Origin of the sequence: Granulicella mallensis MP5ACTX8, from assembly GCF_000178955.2 — a bacterium.
GTDB classification, from domain to species: Bacteria; Acidobacteriota; Terriglobia; order Terriglobales; family Acidobacteriaceae; genus Granulicella; species Granulicella mallensis.
The window spans coordinates 5,218,066-5,236,875 of sequence record NC_016631.1; the positions used below are offsets into that span (position 1 = coordinate 5,218,066).

At 58.2% G+C, this 18,810-nt stretch carries 14 protein-coding genes and 1 pseudogene; 13 read left to right on the forward strand and 2 right to left on the reverse strand.

The window, feature by feature from the left end; translation table 11 throughout:
* The first annotated feature begins 185 nt into the window (after positions 1 to 185).
* From ACIX8_RS20210 to ACIX8_RS20230, 5 genes are all read left to right on the forward strand, one after another.
* A complete protein-coding gene (locus ACIX8_RS20210) occupies positions 186 to 962 on the forward strand; it encodes a DUF1223 domain-containing protein (protein ID WP_014267243.1) in 777 nt (258 codons plus the stop codon).
* A gap of 132 nt (positions 963 to 1,094) precedes the next feature.
* Positions 1,095 to 2,024: a hypothetical protein gene (locus tag ACIX8_RS20215; protein WP_044179237.1), complete on the forward strand. Its 930-nt coding sequence runs from the start codon at positions 1,095 to 1,097 to the stop codon at positions 2,022 to 2,024.
* A gap of 251 nt (positions 2,025 to 2,275) precedes the next feature.
* Positions 2,276 to 2,548 carry a hypothetical protein gene (locus ACIX8_RS20220; RefSeq protein WP_014267245.1) on the forward strand — a complete coding sequence of 91 codons (273 nt, stop codon included), beginning with the start codon at positions 2,276 to 2,278 and terminating at the stop codon, positions 2,546 to 2,548.
* 81 nt (positions 2,549 to 2,629) lie between these two features.
* Entirely contained in the window at positions 2,630 to 3,514 is an 885-nt protein-coding gene (gene bufB, locus ACIX8_RS20225; RefSeq protein ID WP_014267246.1) for an MNIO family bufferin maturase, read from the forward strand.
* Positions 3,511 to 4,407: an HvfC/BufC N-terminal domain-containing protein gene (locus ACIX8_RS20230; protein ID WP_014267247.1), complete on the forward strand. Its 897-nt coding sequence runs from the start codon at positions 3,511 to 3,513 to the stop codon at positions 4,405 to 4,407. Before bufB ends, ACIX8_RS20230 begins: the two co-directional genes overlap by 4 nt.
* 39 nt (positions 4,408 to 4,446) lie before the next feature.
* Here ACIX8_RS20230 and ACIX8_RS20235 read toward each other — a convergent pair whose 3' ends face one another.
* Positions 4,447 to 5,046: a cupin gene (locus ACIX8_RS20235; RefSeq protein ID WP_014267248.1), complete on the reverse strand. Its 600-nt coding sequence runs from the start codon at positions 5,044 to 5,046 to the stop codon at positions 4,447 to 4,449.
* 84 nt (positions 5,047 to 5,130) lie between these two features.
* Positions 5,131 to 6,048, reverse strand: a complete 918-nt coding sequence (locus ACIX8_RS20240) for a hypothetical protein (RefSeq protein WP_044177172.1) — start codon at positions 6,046 to 6,048, stop codon at positions 5,131 to 5,133.
* 326 nt (positions 6,049 to 6,374) lie between these two features.
* Between ACIX8_RS20240 and ACIX8_RS20245 the strand changes: the two genes are divergently transcribed.
* From ACIX8_RS20245 to ACIX8_RS20275, 8 genes and pseudogenes are all read left to right on the forward strand, one after another.
* Positions 6,375 to 7,106: a response regulator transcription factor gene (locus ACIX8_RS20245; RefSeq protein ID WP_223295399.1), complete on the forward strand. Its 732-nt coding sequence runs from the start codon at positions 6,375 to 6,377 to the stop codon at positions 7,104 to 7,106.
* Complete coding sequence (locus ACIX8_RS20250; RefSeq protein WP_014267251.1) at positions 7,103 to 8,482, forward strand: ATP-binding protein; 1,380 nt, start codon at positions 7,103 to 7,105, stop codon at positions 8,480 to 8,482. Before ACIX8_RS20245 ends, ACIX8_RS20250 begins: the two co-directional genes overlap by 4 nt.
* A gap of 163 nt (positions 8,483 to 8,645) precedes the next feature.
* Positions 8,646 to 8,840 (forward strand): annotated as a pseudogene (locus tag ACIX8_RS26635) (TetR/AcrR family transcriptional regulator); the annotation flags it as partial.
* A gap of 33 nt (positions 8,841 to 8,873) precedes the next feature.
* A complete protein-coding gene (locus tag ACIX8_RS26275) occupies positions 8,874 to 9,281 on the forward strand; it encodes a TetR/AcrR family transcriptional regulator C-terminal domain-containing protein (RefSeq protein WP_223295576.1) in 408 nt (135 codons plus the stop codon).
* A 151-nt stretch (positions 9,282 to 9,432) separates the two neighbouring features.
* Positions 9,433 to 10,704, forward strand: a complete 1,272-nt coding sequence (locus ACIX8_RS20260; RefSeq protein WP_014267253.1) for an efflux RND transporter periplasmic adaptor subunit — start codon at positions 9,433 to 9,435, stop codon at positions 10,702 to 10,704.
* On the forward strand, positions 10,701 to 14,144 hold the full coding sequence (locus ACIX8_RS20265; protein WP_014267254.1) for an efflux RND transporter permease subunit: 3,444 nt from the start codon (positions 10,701 to 10,703) through the stop codon (positions 14,142 to 14,144). The genes ACIX8_RS20260 and ACIX8_RS20265 overlap by 4 nt, the downstream gene beginning before the upstream one ends.
* Positions 14,141 to 17,263 (forward strand): efflux RND transporter permease subunit, encoded by a 3,123-nt coding sequence (locus ACIX8_RS20270; protein ID WP_014267255.1) that lies wholly within the window; start codon positions 14,141 to 14,143, stop codon positions 17,261 to 17,263. The genes ACIX8_RS20265 and ACIX8_RS20270 overlap by 4 nt, the downstream gene beginning before the upstream one ends.
* Positions 17,264 to 17,277: 14 nt before the next feature.
* Positions 17,278 to 18,786 (forward strand): efflux transporter outer membrane subunit, encoded by a 1,509-nt coding sequence (locus ACIX8_RS20275; protein WP_014267256.1) that lies wholly within the window; start codon positions 17,278 to 17,280, stop codon positions 18,784 to 18,786.
* Positions 18,787 to 18,810: the final 24 nt, after the last annotated feature.

The following is an 18,810-nucleotide window of genomic DNA, read 5'->3' on the forward strand; positions in this document are numbered from 1 at the left end:
ACGTCAAATGAGCCTTTAGCCGTGTTTCAGAAAACTTTTTTTTGAATCCTAAATAAGAAACATCAAGAGGAGCCACCACCAAAAAGCACAGATCCTTTCGCAAAGGACTGAGGACCAAGGGCAAACGGTTGTAACCCCGGTGTGCCTTTTCGCGTCAGATGTGCAGCTTCAAAGAGGTGATAGGCATGGTACGGCTCATTCTTGGCATCGCAATGGTTCTGTTTTCGAACGTCGTCCTGCTGTCGGCACAGGGAACGGCATCGGCTGACACGGCGTCCCGGCCAAAGGTCATACTCGTAGAACTCTTCACCTCGGAAGGCTGTTCGAGCTGCCCGCCCGCGGACAATCTGCTCCGTGCGATCAACGGAACTCAACCCAGCGCAGGCCAGATCATCGTCGGGATCAGTGAACACGTTACCTACTGGAACTCGCTCGGGTGGTCCGATCCGTTCTCCTCGGACCTCTATACAGACCGGCAGAACAGGTATGGCTCGAGGTTCGGGCTCGATAGTGTGTACACCCCGCAGATGGTCGTAAACGGCACGGAGCAGTTTGTCGGCAGCGACCAAAGCAGCCTCGCAAGCGCCATCCGCAAGGAGCAGAATCGTACAGATCCGGTGGATCTGCGCATTCTTTCTGCAAACCGTTTGGGCGGTGCGCTGATGGTGGACTTCTCCGCAAAGGGCGATGCCTCGCTCCAGGGCTCAGAGATCTTTGCCGTTCTTACCGACGATGCCGATCAATCGATCGTGCCTCGCGGCGAGAACTCCGGCCGTACCTTGTCGCATGTTGCCGTGGCGCGCACGCTTCTGCGTGTGGCCAAGCTACAGGAAGCGCCACAACAGACCGTGCAGATTGCCTTGCCGACCTCGTTCCATGGGATGACGGGGCATCATCTCATCCTGTTTGCCCAGGCACCGGGAAGCGGCAAAGTACTCGGCGCTGATTCTAAGCCACTTTGAGGTGGCAATTGACCTTGTGCCGGCTGTAGTGGAATCCTTGCGACATCCGCCGCTATACGCCGGTAGAGACAGAGGATGTTTGTGACATTCAGGATCTTGCGAACGGCACGAGCTCTCGGTCTTTTGTGGGTCATGGCAATGTCCATTGGCAATTCTGACGCGCTAGGCAATGGCCCTCATCAGCCGGCGATCGCGTTCTCACAGTCTCTGGCTGTCGGCAGCGCAACACTGCAAATTGATTTCTCCGACGGCCCGCTCGACCTGCCGCGGAGTGAAATCGTTCAGCGCATTCAGACCGCAGCCCAGGCAGTAGCCACCTACTATGGCCGCTTCCCTGCCCCACGCACTCGCATCCTTGTCATCCCTGTAGCGGGTCAGCATGGTGTACTGCAGGGAACGACCTGGGGCAACAGGTCAGGCTTTTCAGCCTTTCTGCGTCTTCGCATCGGCCAATCGACAACCCGCGAGGAGCTTGCCTCCGACTGGGTCATTACCCATGAACTCGTTCACACGGCTCTGCCGTCGTTGCCGGACGATCAGCACTGGCTCGAAGAAGGGATCGCCAGCTATGTCGAACCTATCGCCCGCGTGCAGGCCGGCCAACTTTCCGCTACCCGAATCTGGGCCGACATGATGCAGGGTATGCCCAACGGAGAACCCGAGCCGCATGATCGAGGACTCGACGTAACCCATACCTGGGGTCGAACCTACTGGGGCGGAGCTATGTTCTGCCTTATGGCCGATGTTGAGATCCGCAAACAGACCGGCAACCGGCGTGGATTGCAAGATGCTCTACGCGCCATCGTCGCTGCCGGAGGTTCTATCGACAAGGAGTGGCCGCTGCCGCATGTTCTCGACATTGGCGATCAGGCTACAGGCACCCACGTGCTGGAGCAGATGTACGCCCGGTGGAGTGTAACCCCGGTTCCCGTCGATCTTCCCCAGCTTTGGACCCAGCTTGGCGTCCGTTCCACTACCCATGGCGTTACCTTCGATGCCTCAGCTCCGCTGGCTGCCATCCGAGATGCCATCACCACCCATTTGCCACCTAAGTCCTTATAAATGAGAATCATAGGGCGGAACTCCCAGGGGTAGATTTTCCACGCACTCAAGGCTTGCTGAAAAAATAAACCCTGTAACCTATTTCGTATTCCGTACTCCAACGTGCAGTATGGATACGCGACGATTAAGCTTCGACGCTGGCAATCCATTCGGCTCGTCATCGCGTTCTGTCAGTACGGCAGTTTTTTGCGTTTCTTTATTAACGTCCTGTGCACATCGTGCGCGGCCCAACCCATAGAAAGGTTCCTCTCATGAAGAACTCCACAAAGTCGCTTGCTCTGGCCGCTGCAGTTGCCGGCCTCCTCGGTGGCACCTCCGTTCGTATGAATGCGCAGCCGACCTCCGCAACCACCTCCGTTTCGGCCGGCGTTCTCCTCGCGCAGACCACCCCCGACCCCACCAAGCATTCCTGCAAGGGCAAGAATGACTGCAAGGGTCAGGGTGGCGGCAAGCACCCCGGCAAGAACTCCTGCAAGGGTAAGGGTGATTGCGCAACCGACGGTTCCAAGGGACCCAAGGCCTAGTTTTTCTCCTATATCCGGGGGCCTGAAGGATCTCCTTCAGGCCCTGTTCCCTTTCAGGCCTCATAGCACCAGGAGTATGCAATGCCAGCCAATCGGTTTAATGGGTTCACAGATTATGGGGTAGGAATTGGCTTGCGGGTGCCGCACTACGATCACATTTTCTCCGAGAAGCCTGTCGTCGACTGGTTCGAGATCATCTCTGAGAACTACATGGTGGATGGAGGCAGACCTCTCAAGGTGCTCGACCAGATCCTGGAGCAGTATCGCGTCGTTCAGCACGGTGTCTCCATGTATTTCGGCTCCGCCCAGGCACTGGATCGCGAACACCTCAAACGGCTGAAGGAGCTGACCAAGCGCACCAAAACACCGTGGCTCTCCGATCATCTTTGCTGGGGCAGCGTGGATGGCCGCTATACCCACGACCTGCTTCCTCTGCCGTACACGTTCGAAGCCGTACGCAACACCGCGGCGCGCATTCGCGAGGTGCAGGACTTCCTCGAGATCCCCATCGCCGTAGAGAACGTCAGCAGCTACGCCGAGTTCCACGAGTCGCAAATGACCGAGTGGGAGTTTCTGAACGAGGTGGTTCATGCCGCCGACTGCGGCATCCTGCTCGATGTGAATAACATCTACGTGTCGTCGCAGAACCACAACTTCGACCCCATGGAGTACGTGAACGCCGTCGCTGCCGACCGCGTGGCGCAGATCCACATCGCCGGCCACTCGAAGTTCGAGAAGTACACGCTCGATACCCACGACCACCCCGTGCTCGATCCCGTGTGGCGCATGTACGCCCGCGCCATCGAACGCGTTGGAGTAACCGCCACGCTGCTGGAGTGGGACGATAACATTCCTTCGTTCGACGAAGTCCATAACGAAGCCCTGAAGGCAAACCTCTATCTCAACGAGCAGCAGACGCCTCCTGCGGCGCTGCCTGAGATGCAGCGTGACGAGGTCCGTGCATGAACCTGCTCGAACTCCAGCGGCGCATGTCAGAGGATGTTCGGCGGCCTCTGACGGAAGACTTCGAGATGCAGCAGAAGCTCGAAGACGGCCGCTCCATGAGCGAGCTTGCAGCAAGCTACGTCAAGCCGAACGACCGCCTGACCTCATTTGAGCGCCTCGAGATCTACAACCGGCAATACTGGTTCCGCGTCATTGGTGCAGTCTCGGAGGACTTCCCTGCGCTCGCAGCCGTGCTGGGAACCAAGCGCTTCGATGCGATGGTGCTCGCTTATCTCAAAGAGAATCCCTCCACCTCCTTCACGTTGCGGAACCTGGGCGGGCGGCTACCTCTCTGGCTGCAGGAGCATCCGGAGGTCTCGCCGCGACGGCATGTGCTGCTGCTCGATATCGCACGATTGGAGTGGGCGTACGTCGAGAGCTTCGACCGCGCGGCCGTCGCGCCACTGACGCAGGAAGACTTCGCAGGACTCGATGGCGACTCCAAACTCTGGCTCCAGCCACATCTGCAACTCCTCGACCTTCAATATCCGGTCGACGAACTGGTTCTGGCTGTGCACAAGGAGACGCCGGAGTCTGACATCATGAGCAACGCCGTCATGGAGCGAAAGCAGACCTCCAGACTGCGGCTGCCGGGCTTGCGGCGTGCAAGAACGTATCTCGCCGTCCATCGCTTCGATAACTCGGTCTACTATCGCCGCATCGAACGCGAGGCCTACCTTCTTCTCTCAGCGTTGCAAAGACATCAAACGCTTGAAGCGGCCATCGAAACGGCTTTTACGGGCAGCAAGCTGAAGCCTGAAGAGCAGGCGGGGAAGATTCAGCAGTGCTTTGCACACGCAGCAGAGCTTGGCTGGTTCTGCCAACAGCCGCCGGACTATATAGGCCTGCAGTGAAGCTTGGCTGGCGTCTGCCCGTGCTACCGCTGTAACCGTTCAGGAAGGCCGAAGTTCCGGTCCGGCAGGATGCCATTGGCGGACCAGTGGTCCCCCTGGTCCGCTCACCGGATCGGAGGCAGGAAAAGCAACCGTCTTCATCCGCTCGGAGCTTGATGCGTCGGGCGCCTTGCGGCAGATATCCCACACCTCACCAGGAGGGTACGCCCCGATCACGAGGAAGTCGGGACTGGCCTCAAGACGGCAGTGCCCTGTGCCTGCGGGGAGCACCGCGACATCCCCTGCCTTGACGACCAGTTCGTGCCCGCCTTCTCCGCCAAGCACCAATCGGCACCATCCCCCGGCGAAGCCAAGCACCTCATGCGCCGTGGAGTGGTAGTGGTGGAAGTCGTACACTCCGTTCCTCCACTGCGGCGGCCAGCCGTTCCGCAAGAACGCAGCCTCCATCGCGGAAGCCATGTCCACTCCACCTGCCGCGAAGACACCCCGATAGAGCAACACCGGCAGATGCTCGTTGTTAGGCATCCACCCATTCTTTGAGAGGTGCAAGCTCTCTGGAACAGTCTCCGAGGCGAAGGCAGGAGTTCCCATTCCAACGCCAGCCGCCGCCAGCAACGTGTTGAACTGTCGTCTGTCCATGCTGTTCTCCCTTCTTCTCCAGAGAGTACACCGCCTGTCGATCGCCAGGCTTCATTGTCCGGAGACTATCGAGAGAGCTGCTGTTCATACCGTCGAACGGCTCAACTGTCCCTTCTTCATCTCTTTGTCCAGATGCTTAGAGATGCTCTTTGCGATGGCATGCACCACGTTCAAGCTGTCGGAATCCCGGCGATTGCTCTTCTTCAGATTCGTATCAATCACAGTCTCTCCATGCCGATCAACGAGTTTCACCTCAAACGCAATCTTTGTGGTGCCAAGGAACATTCCCAGTGGCCCGGTAGAGGCGCGTAATGCCTGATTTCCCTTTTGGAAGTTCACTACAGCCACTTGCAAGGTGAAGGCCGTGCAACCTGGTCCGGCTGCGATATCGCCAGCGCGGAAGTAGGTCTGCGAGGTTTGTGTACGACGCAATTCCGTGAGGAGGTGCTCGTAGAAGAGCACTCGATACTCAGCGGGTATCTCCATTCCATGGATATCGATAGGCTCAACGAGAATCGTATCCGGTTTTACTCCAGCAACCGAACAGGTTTGCGGCTGAACCGCAGCAAGCGGGGCTGTTTCAGCAAGGATTTTTTTCTGTAGCTCCGCCGCTTGCTTCGTGGGCAATTCAAAGATAGCTCCGTGGTACCCCTCATGCTCATCGCGATACTCCACGGTGAGAAGATCGACTGATTTCTGCGAGAATGCCCCCAGGGCTGCGCCTCCTCCATAGGGAATTACTTTGCGAGCGATCTGACCCGTGGTTCCTCCCTTTTCCGCCCTCTCATCTCCCGTGAAGACCGCCGTGATTCGATTGGTGGCAATGAGCGCACGAACATCGGTGTTGCTGAACATGAGCGCATCGGGCGTCAGGCTCAAATCGCCCTTCGTGTTGGACTTAACGTCCGGCAGCCCCGCCAGATGAATAACGCCAGCCGTGTTCGAGGAAACCACACCAGCCACTTCCGGAGACTGTGCGCTTCCGATAGTCGGTACTGACATGCAGAGGGATAACGACAGCCAAACACCGGCTCTTTTGAAATATTGCAAAAGGAACATCCTTTCAGATCGTTGCTAAAAATATTGGATACCAGGCCAGCTGGCAGAGTCTTCGATGGTGAAGCTTCCAGAGAAGACACCATAGGATCAAGAAAGTTACTGCTCGCGTAGCTCTCTAGCAATCTGACGTTAGCCGCAACGCAATCGATGTCGAGAATTGTCGTGAGCTATCAAAACCTTTTGGCTGAGTTCTGAAGTACAGCCCACCAATCATCGAAAACGACAGTTCTCGACAAAAATATTTCGAGAGCAGGAGAGACAATAGATAGGTGACAGGTCTAACACCACAGATGCCCGTGCAGCCCTCTCGCCTGCTGTTGATCGACGATGACCGATCCCTGGCCGCATTGATCACCGAATACTGCGGGTCGGGAGGGTTCTCGATCACAGCCGCCGACACCGGCGAAGACGGCATACGCCTGGCTCAACAACAGTATTTTCTTCTGATCATCCTCGATGTCATGCTTCCGGGAATCGACGGCTTTGAGGTGCTGCGGCGGATTCGATACTCCTCGAACACGCCTATTCTCATGCTGACGACGCGCGGCGCAGCAAAGGACCGCATCCACGGCCTCGAAAGCGGCGCCGATGACTATCTCCCCAAACCCTTTCAGCCCGAGGAGTTACTGGCCCGGATACAGTCCATCTTGAGACGAGTTCATCCCAGAGAAAATCTCGCTTCCTTTACGTTGGGAGATCTCACGGTAAATAATCTGGAGCGTTCCATCACCCTGGAGGACCGTCCGCTCGATCTCACAGGCGCGGAGTTCCACCTGCTCAAGGTACTTCTTAGCCAGCCAGGCATGGCCTTTTCACGCGAGGAGCTCGTACACCGCATCTTCGGAAGAGAGCCGAGCGGTCTCGACCGCAGCGTCGATAATCTCGTCAACAACCTGCGCAAAAAATTAGGAGCCCACGCCAACGGCAAGGATAGATTCAAGAGCATCCGCAATGTCGGTTACTGCTACATCTGCGGAAACGATGGGGCTACCGCGCCTTGAAGATCTTCATACGTATCTTCGTCATCTTTTGGCTCGTAACCATCGCCATGATCGCGATCTCGCCGTTCCTGCTCTCATCCTCCTCTCTGCCGGATGACAGACTGCGGACGCTTCCGCTGACGGACCTGCAAACCTGCGCTAAAAGCGTTCTCGATCGATATCTGCAGGCCGGGTCCCAGGAACTGCAACAGCAGAAGGCTGCGTGTTACTCCGGAGTATTGCTGGGGCCCCATGGCGTTCCAGTCGCTGGGTTCACAGGGAGAAAGTTGTCTTCCATGGAGATCCACCTGGTAGTGGACGTCGAAGGCAGCAGGAGCGTGATGACGAGATCGCTGTTCTCCAAGACCTATGTCGCGCTGCCCGCCGATCCGGACTCCACAACACCGTATATCTACCTGGCAACGGTCCCCCTGTCCAAGCGTGCTATCGTCGCTTCGCAACTGAATAAACTGGGCCGCCTTCTGGTGGTATCGGGTCTCTTTTCGTGCCTTGTTGCCGCCTATTTTGTGCGGCCCATTGCCCGGCTCAGCCATGTAGCGGAACAGTTTGGCAAGGGCGATCTCAAGACAAGGGCCCATCCCTCGCTATCGGAACGCAAGGATGAGATCGGAGAGCTGGGAAAGACGTTCAATCAAATGGCGGAGAGCATCGAGTCGCTGGTCGAGCGCTACAGGAGCTTTCTCGCTCACGCCTCGCACGAATTAGGCTCACCACTGACGCGCCTCAACATCGCACTGGCCCTGGCCAAGCGAAAGGCCGGCCCGCAACTGGAGCATGAGCTTGGGCGCATCGGCTACGAAGCAGACCGCCTCAACGGCCTGGTACAGGAACTCTTGTTGCTCGCGCGGCTTGAGAGCGGCAACGAACTTACCCGGGACATCGAGCTCTTTGATATCGCTGCGCTGGTAGATGAAGCGTGCGCGGATGTCAGTTATGAGGCGAAGGAGTTCGGCAAGTCCATTCTTATCGTGAGAGGCGAGCCTTTCCAAATGCAGGGCTACCGCGACCTGCTGCGGAGGGCCCTCGATAATGTACTCCGGAACGGATTGCGATTCGCTCAAGCCGAAGGTTGTGTTCAGGTCTCGTACTTCCAAAGTTCAGGATCGGCAACAGGTACGATCCTGATCCAGGACGACGGTCCAGGTATCCCTCCCGGGCAGGAAGAGGCTATCTTCGAGCCTTTCTTTACGCTCCCCAACAAGAACTCTGAAGCGATCGCAGGCGGTTCCGGTCTTGGGCTCGCCATCGCCCGGCAGGCCGTGCTCGCGAACCGGGGAGTGATCTCCGCACAGCAGCTTTCAGGGAAAGGCCTGACCCTCTCGATCGAACTGCCGACGGCAGGGGAGACACCGTCTCCGCCCAGAGCAACAGCTTAACCCGCACTCGACATTTCTCGACACGCAACGACAAAGTTTTGCGGCATGCTTGGAATGAGTATCGTGCAGGGCTGTAAAAAACGTCCTGCAAACCGAACCGTTCGGTTCCGCCATGCGGGAGGTGTGCTTGTATACGATTTCGGGGTTCCTGTACCGTAACAGGATGTCGAAGTCGAAAAAGGCAGTATCAGCACCTCCAAAGGAGAGATCAGAAGCCCTGACCGATCATCTGCTGGATGTTGCAGGGAAGTTTTTTCTTGAAAAGGGTTTCGAGGGCGCCAGTGTCAGCCAGATTGCACGACATGCTCATGCATCGAAAGAGACTTTCTACAGCCGCTTTCCGAATAAAGAAGAGCTCTTCCGCGCAGTCATCCGGCGACGCACAGACATCATGGCAGCCGAACTCGGCACGGTCCTGGTCCCTCATGCGCTCCCTGCAAAGGCGCTCACTTCCTTTGGAGAGTTCATGTTAGATCTCGTGCTCTCGGAGGAGACGATCGCCTTGCGCCGCACCCTTTCCATGCAGTGGCGGCAGTTTCCCGAACTTACCAGGATCTTCTATGAGCTGGGCCCAACACGAACCATTGGCTCGCTTGCCAAATATCTTGAAGAACAGGTGTCTCACGGAAGGTTGCGCAAGTTGAACTCGCAGATAGCCGCCCGCCAGTTTATGGACCTGCTTGCATCTGAGATGGTCATGCGGGCATCGCTTGGAATCTTTCCCAAACCCACAAAAAGCGAAAAGCGCAGGAAAGTGAAGAATACCGTCGAGTTCTTTCTCCGTGGATATGGAGTTTGATATCGGCGTTTCATGGGAAATAAACGGATAGGTTAAGGCCGCTTTCCCTATCCAAATTGGAAATATTTGAATCCGATTCCGCTCCAGTTCAATCCTAGGAGTACCGAACGGTTCGGTTTTGTATTGAAACAAGAGATCAGGGAGACAAGCTGTGGCACAGGGCGAGAACGAATCCATCCACGAAAGCACAGGGGAACGTGCCCCAGCAGGACAAGAGGCTGCGCAGGACACCTCGCTCGCACCGCGCCGCCGGAAGCCATGGTTCCTGCTTGTCGCACTGGTGCTCGTAGCCGCCATCGTGGTCCTGATAGCGCGGAAGCCGAAAGACACCCAGTCATCCGCCACAGCAGGACCGCAGATTGCAACGATCAAAGCGGCTACGGCTCACCTCGGAGACATCGGCTACTACGTCGATGCCCTGGGGACAGTGACGCCGGTCGCCACGGTCAACCTCTACAGCCAGGTCAACGGCACAGTGACCGACGTGCACTACACCGAAGGCCAGATGGTGCATCGTGGCGACCCCTTGATCGATATTGACCCACGTCCCTATGAAGCCCAACTAGAGGAAGCCGAAGGAACCCTGCAGCATGACCGCAGCGTACTGGCACAGGCGGAGATGGACCTGGCCCGCTATGACAAGGCCGCGACACAACAGGCCATTGCCCAACAAACCTATGACGACCAGAAGCTTGCAGTCGAGCAGTATCGCGGTACGGTAAGAAACGATATCGGCCAGGTGCAGGCGGCACAGGTGCAGTTGAGCTATTGCCATCTGACCTCTCCCATCAATGGGAGGATTGGCCTTCGCCTGATCGATCGCGGCAATACTGTGTTTTCGGGGGCGTCTAATCCTCTGGTCATCATCACGCAACTGCAGCCCGTTACGGTCGTCTTCGATGTGGCTGAAGATAATCTCGGCCAGGTTCGCGATCAGATCCTCCATCGCAAGGCGCTCCCTGTTGACGCCTTCGATCGATCGCAGGAGACAAAACTGGCCAGCGGCAAACTGCTGACCCTCGACAACCAGATCGATACCACCACGGGCACCGTACGATTCCGCGCTCAATTCGATAACACCGGCCTCACTCTCTATCCCAACCAGTTCGTGAATGCGCGTCTGCTGGTAAAGACGCTAAAGAACGCGGTGCTTGTTCCCTCCGCGGCAGTGCAGCGAAATGGGACGCAGGCCTTTGTCTATGTCGTCACCGGAAACACGGTGAAGATACAGGCGGTCACAGAGCTGACCACCGAAGGCGACGTCTCTGCTGTGACTGGAATCGATGCGGGCACGGTCGTTCCTGTGACCGGCTTCGACAAGCTCCAAAGTGGTTCGACCGTGACGATCCAAAGCATGCAGGCCTTTGACTCCGGCCAGCAACGGCTGGAGAGGACGCAGGACAAGTCAGGGAGCACGCTGTGAGCCCTTCACGCCTCTTTATTCAGCGGCCCGTAGCCACGGCACTGTTGATGGCAGCGGTTCTAGTGGTGGGACTTGCCGCCTACTCGAGCCTGCCGGTCTCAGCACTGCCACAGGCGGACTATCCCACCATCCAGGTGCAGACCTTCTATCCGGGAGCCAGCCCGGAGGTTATGTCCTCCGCGGTTACCGCGCCGCTTGAGCGCCAGTTCGGACAGGTGGCTGGTCTTACGCAGATGACCTCGACCAGCTCTGACGGCAGCTCCGTCATCGTGCTGCAGTTCGCGCTCACTCTCAATATCGATGTGGCAGAACAAGAGGTGCAGGCGGCCATCAATGCTGCGCAGGGCTATCTGCCAACAGACCTGCCCGTACCGCCTGTCTACAGCAAGTCGAATCCCGCAGACGCACCGGTGCTGACGCTTGCGCTTACCTCCGAGACCATGCCGCTCTCGAAGGTGGAAGACCTCGTCGATACCAGGCTCGCACCCAAGATCTCCCAGTTGAGCGGTGTTGGATTGGTTACGATCAGCGGCGGCCAAAAGCCTGCCGTGCGTATCCAGGCAAACCCGGTCGCTCTCGCTTCGTACGGCATCAACCTCGAAGACCTTCGTACAGCTCTTACCGATACCAGCGTCAACAGCGCAAAGGGCACCTTCGATGGCCCGGCACAGAACTTCCAGATCAACGCAAACGACCAGTTGCTTTCGAGCGATGGCTATCGCGATGTCATCGTCGCCTATAAAGATGGCGCGCCAGTCATGCTGACCGATGTTGCGAAGATCACCGACGGCGTGGAGAACACCAAGCTTGCCGCCTGGATGAACGAGACACCCGCCGTCATCCTGAACATCCAACGACAACCCGGCGCCAACACCATTGCAGTGGTTCAGGAGATAGAGCAGCTATTGCCGAAGCTGCAGGCCAGCCTGCCGGTCTCCATCAAGCTGCATGTGCTTACCGATCGCACCACCACCATCCGTGCATCGGTCAAGGATGTCGAATTCGAGCTGATGCTCACGATCGCGCTGGTCGTGATGGTCATCTTCGTCTTTCTCAGAAACATTGCAGCTACCATCATTCCCGCGGTTGCCGTGCCTCTCTCCCTGGTCGGCACGCTGGCAGCGATGCATCTGCTGGGCTACAGCCTGAACAACCTCACGCTGATGGCCTTTACCATCTCGACCGGCTTCGTCGTCGATGACGCTATCGTGATGATCGAGAACATCTCGCGCTATCTCGAAGACGGCATGGCTCCGATGGAAGCAGCCCTGAAGGGAGCCGAGCAGATCGGCTTCACCATCGTCTCTCTGACGATCTCGCTCATCGCCGTGCTGATTCCCCTGCTCTTCATGGGCGACATCGTTGGACGGCTCTTCCGCGAGTTCGCCGTCACGCTCAGCATTACCATCCTCATCTCTGCCCTCGTCTCGCTCACGCTCACTCCCATGATGAGCTCGCGGATGCTTCACCACACGCCGCCGTCAGAGCAGAACCGCTTCTATCGCTGGACAGAAGATCTCTTCGACCGCATCATCGCTGCCTACGGTCGTAGCCTGCGGTGGGTGTTACGGCACGAGACCCTTGCCCTGCTGGTAGCTGCAGCGATGCTTTTGATCACGGTCTTTCAGTACATCGAGATCCCCAAAGGCTTCTTCCCGACACAGGACACCGGCATCATTCAGGGCATTACGCAAGCGCCGGAGTCTATCTCCTTCACAGCCATGTCGCAGAAGCAGCAGCAGCTAAGCCATGCGATCCTCCAGGACCCGGCGGTTGCAAGCCTGTCTTCCTTCATCGGTGCCGATGGAACGAATACCACACTCAACAGCGGCCGCATCCAGATCAATCTCAAACCTGTCGAGGAAAGACATCTCACCTCAAGCCAGGTGATTGCAAGGCTACAGAAGAGCATTCAGCAGATACCGGGGATTCAGCTCTATATGGAGCCGGTACAGGACCTCACCGTCGACGACCGCGTCAGCCGCACGCAATATCAATACACCCTGGAAGACCCGAACGTTGAGGAACTGAACGCCTGGACCACGAAGCTGGTCACGGAACTGCGGAAGCTACCGCAGATTACCGATGTTGCAACCGACCAGCAGACCAACGGTGTGAGCGCGCAGCTCTCCATCGACCGTGCCACCGCATCGCGTCTGAACATCACACCCGACCAGATCGACTCCACTCTCTACGACGCATTCGGCCAGCGGCAGATCAGCACACTCTACACGCAGTCCAATCAGTATCACGTCATTCTCGAAGCTCTGCCTGACTTCCAAAAGAACCCTTCCAAGCTGAACGATATCTACATCCAGGGCTCCAACAGCTCCAACTCTTCCTCTACGGCACAGAGCACCTCGGGTCGCACTTCGGCTGGCGGCAACGCTACCGTAGCCACTTTGTCTCCTTCTTCCAATCAGGGGCTGTCGGCCTCCGCTCCGAGCACAGTGCTTTCCAACACCAGTGGAACCAGTACGACCCTCTCCAGCACCGGCAATAGCCTCTCTTCCATCGGCTCTACGAATAGCAACACCAGCCTGGCTGCGACCACGCCGACCACCGTACTCTCTTCCTCCGGATCGGGATCGTCATCCTCTACCTCTTCTTCGAGCCAGGGCTCTGGAAGCTCCTCGTCCAGCTCTTCTCCCTCGTCCTCAACGCCTGTTCCACTCTCTGCCGTCAGCCGCTTCGCCACGATCAAAGCACCGCTTACCGTGGCGCATCAGGGACAGTTTCCAGTCGTAACCATCTCCTTCAACGTTGCTCCTGGAGCGGCTCTCGGACAAGCAGTCGATGCCGTCGAGAAGACCCAGAGCGATCTGCACATGCCGGCCAGCGTGCAGACCAGCTTCCAGGGAACGGCCGCAGCCTACAAAGCCATCGGCTCGAATGAAGCCATCCTGATCCTTGCTGCACTGGTGGCCGTTTATATCGTTCTCGGCATCCTGTACGAAAGCTTCATCCATCCGATCACCATTCTCTCCACGCTGCCTTCCGCAGGAGTCGGTGCCCTGCTGGCTTTGCGTCTCTTCCATCAGGACTTCGACATCATCGCGGTCATTGGGATCATTCTTCTTATCGGCATCGTGAAGAAGAACGGCATCATGGTCGTAGACTTCGCGCTCGAAGCAGAACGCACGCGCGGCAAGAGTTCGGTTGAAGCTATCTTTGAGGCCTCGCAGCTTCGCTTCCGCCCCATCCTGATGACCACGCTCTGCGCGCTCTTCGCGGGCATACCGCTGGCCTTCGGCTCCGGGATCGGCTCGGAGCTGCGGCGTCCGCTCGGCATTGCCATGGTCGGCGGCTTGCTGGTCAGCCAGATTCTCACCCTCTACACGACGCCGGTCATCTACGTCTTCTTCGATCGCCTCGCACAACGGTTCGGACACCGGACTCAGACGGCCTTCGATCGTCCGGCCACAGCGGAGCAGCTATGAACATCTCTGCTCCATTTATTCGGCGGCCCGTCGCCACGACTTTGTTCGCCGTTGCCATTACGATTGCCGGTCTCATCGCCTTCCAGGCTTTGCCTGTGTCCTCGCTACCCCAGGTAGACTTCGCGACGATCACGGTGGCTACATCGCTCCCCGGAGCAAGCCCGGAGGTCATGGCCTCGTCGGTCGCGACGCCGCTCGAGCGGCAGTTCGGCCATATCGCGGGCATCACGCAGATGACCTCGTCGAGCACGCTGAGCATCTCGTCCATCACGTTGCAGTTCGATCTCACGCGAGACGTCGATGGCGCCGCACGCGATGTAGAAGCCGCGATCAACGCGGCGCGCACCTATCTGCCGACAAACCTTCCTGCCAATCCGACGTACAGAAAAGTAAACTCGGCAGCGGCTCCGATCATGGTGCTCAGCCTCACCTCGGATACAGCGGATCAGGGCGCGATGTACGATACCGCCTCCTCGATCATCGAGCAGAAGCTCTCACAGCTACAGGGGGTAGGCCAGGTACAGGTGGTCGGAAGCTCGCTTCCCGCTGTGCGAGTGGATCTCGATCCGCAGCAGCTCAACAGCTATGGGATCGGCACGCAGGATGTCGCCCATGCAATCTCTCTACAGAACTCCAATCGTCCGAAGGGGCAGTTCAGCGACGAGTTCACCACTGCCGACATTACGGCAAACGATCAGATCTCCAAGGCGAAGGACTACGCTCCGCTCGTCGTAGGCAGCAACAACGGAAGAGTCGTGCGGCTGCGCGATGTCGCCCGCGTCTTCGATTCCGTACAGACGATTCGCTCCGCGGGCTTCGTCAATGGAAAGCCCTGCGTCATCCTGCTCGTCTTCCGGCTGCCGAATGCGAACGTCATCGACACCGTCGATCGCATCAAGAAAGAGCTGCCGTCAATTCGCGCGTCCATTCCCGCGAGCGACCAGCTTTCCATCAACACCGATCTCACCACAACCATCCGCGCCTCCGTCAACGATGTCGAGCGAACGCTCCTCCTCTCCGTCGTGCTGGTCGTGGCCGTCGTCTTCGTATTTCTGCGCAGTCCCCGCGCCATCCTGATTCCCGGAGTCGCCGTAGCCGTCTCGCTCATCGGCACCTTCGCGGTCATGTATCTCTTCGGCTACACCATCGACAACCTGTCGCTGATGGCGCTCACGATCTCCACCGGCTTCGTTGTCGATGATGCCATCGTCGTCATGGAGAACATCACCCGCTTCATCGAGGAAGGGATGCCACCGATGAAGGCGGCGTTCAAGGGGGCACAGGAGGTCGGCTTCACTGTGCTCTCCATGAGTCTCTCGCTCATGGCGGTCTTCGTCCCCATTCTCTTTATGGGCGGAATCGTAGGCCGACTCTTCCACGAGTTCGCATTTACGCTCGACACCTCTATCGCTGTCTCAATGGTGATCTCGCTGACGGTCACGCCCATGATGTGCGCGTACCTGTTGAAGCCCGCGAAGGGGCAGAAGCATGGGCACCTCTATCGCCTCAGTGAACGCGGCTTCGATCTCTTGCTGGAAGGCTATCGCCGCAGCCTCACCTGGACACTTCAACACCCGGCGCTGGTCGTTCTGACCTTCGTTCTAACTCTGGTCCTCAACGTCGTGCTCGTAGTGCGCGTGCCCAAGGGCTTCTTCCCTCTGCAGGACACAGGCATCCTGCTGGGAGGAATTCAGGGCTCGCAGGATGCGTCGTTCCAGTCGATGCGGTCTTCCCTCCTCGATGTGCAGCGCATCATCTCGAAAGACCCAGCCGTGAGCAGCGTTGCCGGGTTTACCGGTGGACAAGGCGGGCCTGGTGGCGGCGCCAGTAACACTGGCTTCGTCTTTGTGAGCCTCAAACCACTCGCAGACCGCAATAACGTCAGCGCCGCGTCGGTCCTGGATCGTCTGCGTCCAAAGCTCGGCGCACTGCCCGGAGCGTCCACCTTCCTGCAGCCTGGGCAGGATCTCTCCGTCGGCGGCCGCCAGAGCAACGCAGCCTATCAGTATCAACTCTCCGCCGATACTGTCGATGCGTTGTCCACGTGGGCTCCGATTCTCTATTCCGAGATGCGCAAGATGCCGCAGCTGAAAGACGTGACGACCGACCAGCAGAACAACGGTCTTCAGATGCTGTTGAACTACGATCGCCCGACGGCAGCGCGATTCGGCATTACACCGCAGCTTATCGATAACGCCCTCTACTTCGAGTTTGGCGAGTCGCAGGTCTCCACCATCTACACCTCCCTGAATCAGTACTACGTGGTCATGGAGGCCGCGCCGCAGTTCTATCGCAATCCCTCCACGCTCGATTCGACGTACCTGCACGTCTCAGGACCAGGCGCGGTACCGCTTAACGCCTTCACCCACAAGAAGATCTCCACCTCAGCGCTGGCTATCAATCACTCGTCGTTTTTTCCGTCGGTTACGATCTCGTTCAACCTCGCTTCCGGAGTTTCGCTCGGACAAGCGACAGCTCTCATCGCCCAGATGCAGCAACGCGTGGGCGCTCCGGCCACAGTACGCAGTCAGTTTGCAGGCACGGCGGAGACCTTCCAGAAATCGCTCTCGACGGAGCCACTGCTCATCATCACGGCTCTGCTCGCCATCTATATCGTTCTCGGTGTTTTGTATGAGAGCCTCATCCACCCCATCACGATTCTCACTACGCTCCCTTCGGCCAGCGTAGGCGCGATCTTTGCGCTTATCGTCTTTCACAGCGAACTCGACATCATCTCGCTCATCGGAATCTTTCTGCTCATCGGAATCGTGAAGAAGAACGCCATCATGATGATCGACTTCGCGCTGCAGGCCGAGCGCGAGGAGGGCAAGAGCACGCGCGACTCCATCTTTGAAGCCTGCATGCTGCGCTTCCGGCCCATTCTCATGACCACGCTGGCCGCGCTCTTCGGTGCCCTGCCGCTGGCTCTCGGTCACGGAACCGGATCGGAGCTGCGCCGTCCGCTGGGCGTTGCTATCGCCGGCGGCCTGGCCTTCAGCCAACTACTCACGCTGTACACCACACCGGTGATCTATCTCTACTTCGACCGGATGAGCCAGCGTTTCAAACAGCGTCGCAACCATCAGCTCGGCACGACACAGAACCCCGCTGCCATTTAGAGGAAATAAAACCAATGGCTTCCCCTTTTCGTTTCGTATCAACTCCTCGACGCCGCACCATCACCGCAGCTATCGCCGGAACCATACTGCTTCTGCAGGGCTGCAGGGTTGGCCCCAAGTACATTCCACCTGTGGTCCAGGCTCCTCCTGCATTCAAAGAAGTCGCACCGCAGGTAGCTGCGGACGGCAGCACCTGGAAACCTGCCACACCGCAGGACGCAACTCTGCGCGGCAAGTGGTGGGAGATCTATCAGGAGCCTGAACTCAACGCGCTTGAAGACAAGCTGAATATTTCCAACCAGAACATCGCGCAGTCTTTTCAGAACTTCATGGCGGCGCGTGCGCAGGTGCGGCAGGCCCGGGCCAGCTACTCGCCGACGGTTACCACCACGCCTGCCTACACACGGGCCCGCGCCTCAGCGAATGAAGGCAGCCAGGGGCTCAGCAATGTGAATCTCAACAGCAACGACTTCAACCTTCCCTTCGATGTGTCGTGGGAGCCCGACGTCTGGGGACGCATTCGGAACACTGTCCGCGAGTATGCCAACGCGGCCCAGGTCAGCGCCGCCGACCTCGCCAATGAACGGCTCACGGAGCAGGCGAATCTTGCCGTCGACTACTTCGAGATTCGCGGCCAGGACGAACTGATCGCGCTCTATCAGCAATCCATCGAAGCCGAGCGCCAGAGCCTCAAGCTGACACAGGTCCTGCGAACGACCGGTATCGACGACGATCAGGCCATTGCCCAGGCAGAGCTCAACCTCCGGACAGCCGAGGCAACAGCGACCAATCTCGGGGTCGCGCGAGCCCAGTATGAGCACGCCATCGCCCTGTTGCTTGGCGAGCCCGCATCGACGTTCTCCATACCGGTGCGCTCACTTACGACAGAGGTTCCCGCCATTCCGGTAGGCGTGCCTTCGGAGCTTTTGCAGCGTCGTCCTGACATTGCCGCAGCCGAACGCACCATGTCGCAGGCGAACGCTCTCATCGGCGTGGAGACGGCAGCCTTCTACCCTAGCTTCAGCCTCTCCGCGGAAGGCGGCCTGCAGAGTTCCACCATAGGAAACTGGTTTGCGTGGCCCAGCCGTTTCTTCTCCGTTGGCCCGTCTGCATCGCAGACGCTGTTTGATGCAGGCCTGCGCCGCGCCACCATTGCACAGTACCAGGCGCAGTACGACGGCGACGTCGCTGCTTATCGACAGACAGTGCTCACCGCGTTTCAGCAGACCGAGGACTACCTTGCTTCCCTGCGCATCCTCACGCAGCAGAGGCAACAACAACAGCAGGCGATCACCGCAGCACAGCGGTACTACGATCTAGCCGATGTCCGGTATCGCACCGGGGTCGATACCTACCTGAATGTCTTCACCGCGCAGACGACCTTGCTCAGCAATCAGCAGACCGCGGTCACGCTGCACGTACAGCAGGTGACGAGCAGTGTTCAGCTCATAGAAGCCCTTGGCGGAGGCTGGGATGTAAGTCAGCTTCCCTCTGAAAAATCAGTTGCAGCCAAGAAGATGTAAACGCCCTTCAAGCGAGAGGTAGAT

Coding starts and splice junctions, on each gene's coding strand:
- ACIX8_RS20210 (WP_014267243.1), top strand. CDS start 186: ATGGTACGGCTCATTCTTGGCATCGCAATGGTTCTGTTTTCGAACGTC.
- ACIX8_RS20215 (WP_044179237.1), top strand. CDS start 1,095: ATGGCAATGTCCATTGGCAATTCTGACGCGCTAGGCAATGGCCCTCAT.
- ACIX8_RS20220 (WP_014267245.1), top strand. CDS start 2,276: ATGAAGAACTCCACAAAGTCGCTTGCTCTGGCCGCTGCAGTTGCCGGC.
- bufB (WP_014267246.1), top strand. CDS start 2,630: ATGCCAGCCAATCGGTTTAATGGGTTCACAGATTATGGGGTAGGAATT.
- ACIX8_RS20230 (WP_014267247.1), top strand. CDS start 3,511: ATGAACCTGCTCGAACTCCAGCGGCGCATGTCAGAGGATGTTCGGCGG.
- ACIX8_RS20235 (WP_014267248.1), bottom strand. CDS start 5,046: ATGGACAGACGACAGTTCAACACGTTGCTGGCGGCGGCTGGCGTTGGA.
- ACIX8_RS20240 (WP_044177172.1), bottom strand. CDS start 6,048: ATGTCAGTACCGACTATCGGAAGCGCACAGTCTCCGGAAGTGGCTGGT.
- ACIX8_RS26275 (WP_223295576.1), top strand. CDS start 8,874: ATGGCAGCCGAACTCGGCACGGTCCTGGTCCCTCATGCGCTCCCTGCA.
- ACIX8_RS20270 (WP_014267255.1), top strand. CDS start 14,141: ATGAACATCTCTGCTCCATTTATTCGGCGGCCCGTCGCCACGACTTTG.
- ACIX8_RS20275 (WP_014267256.1), top strand. CDS start 17,278: ATGGCTTCCCCTTTTCGTTTCGTATCAACTCCTCGACGCCGCACCATC.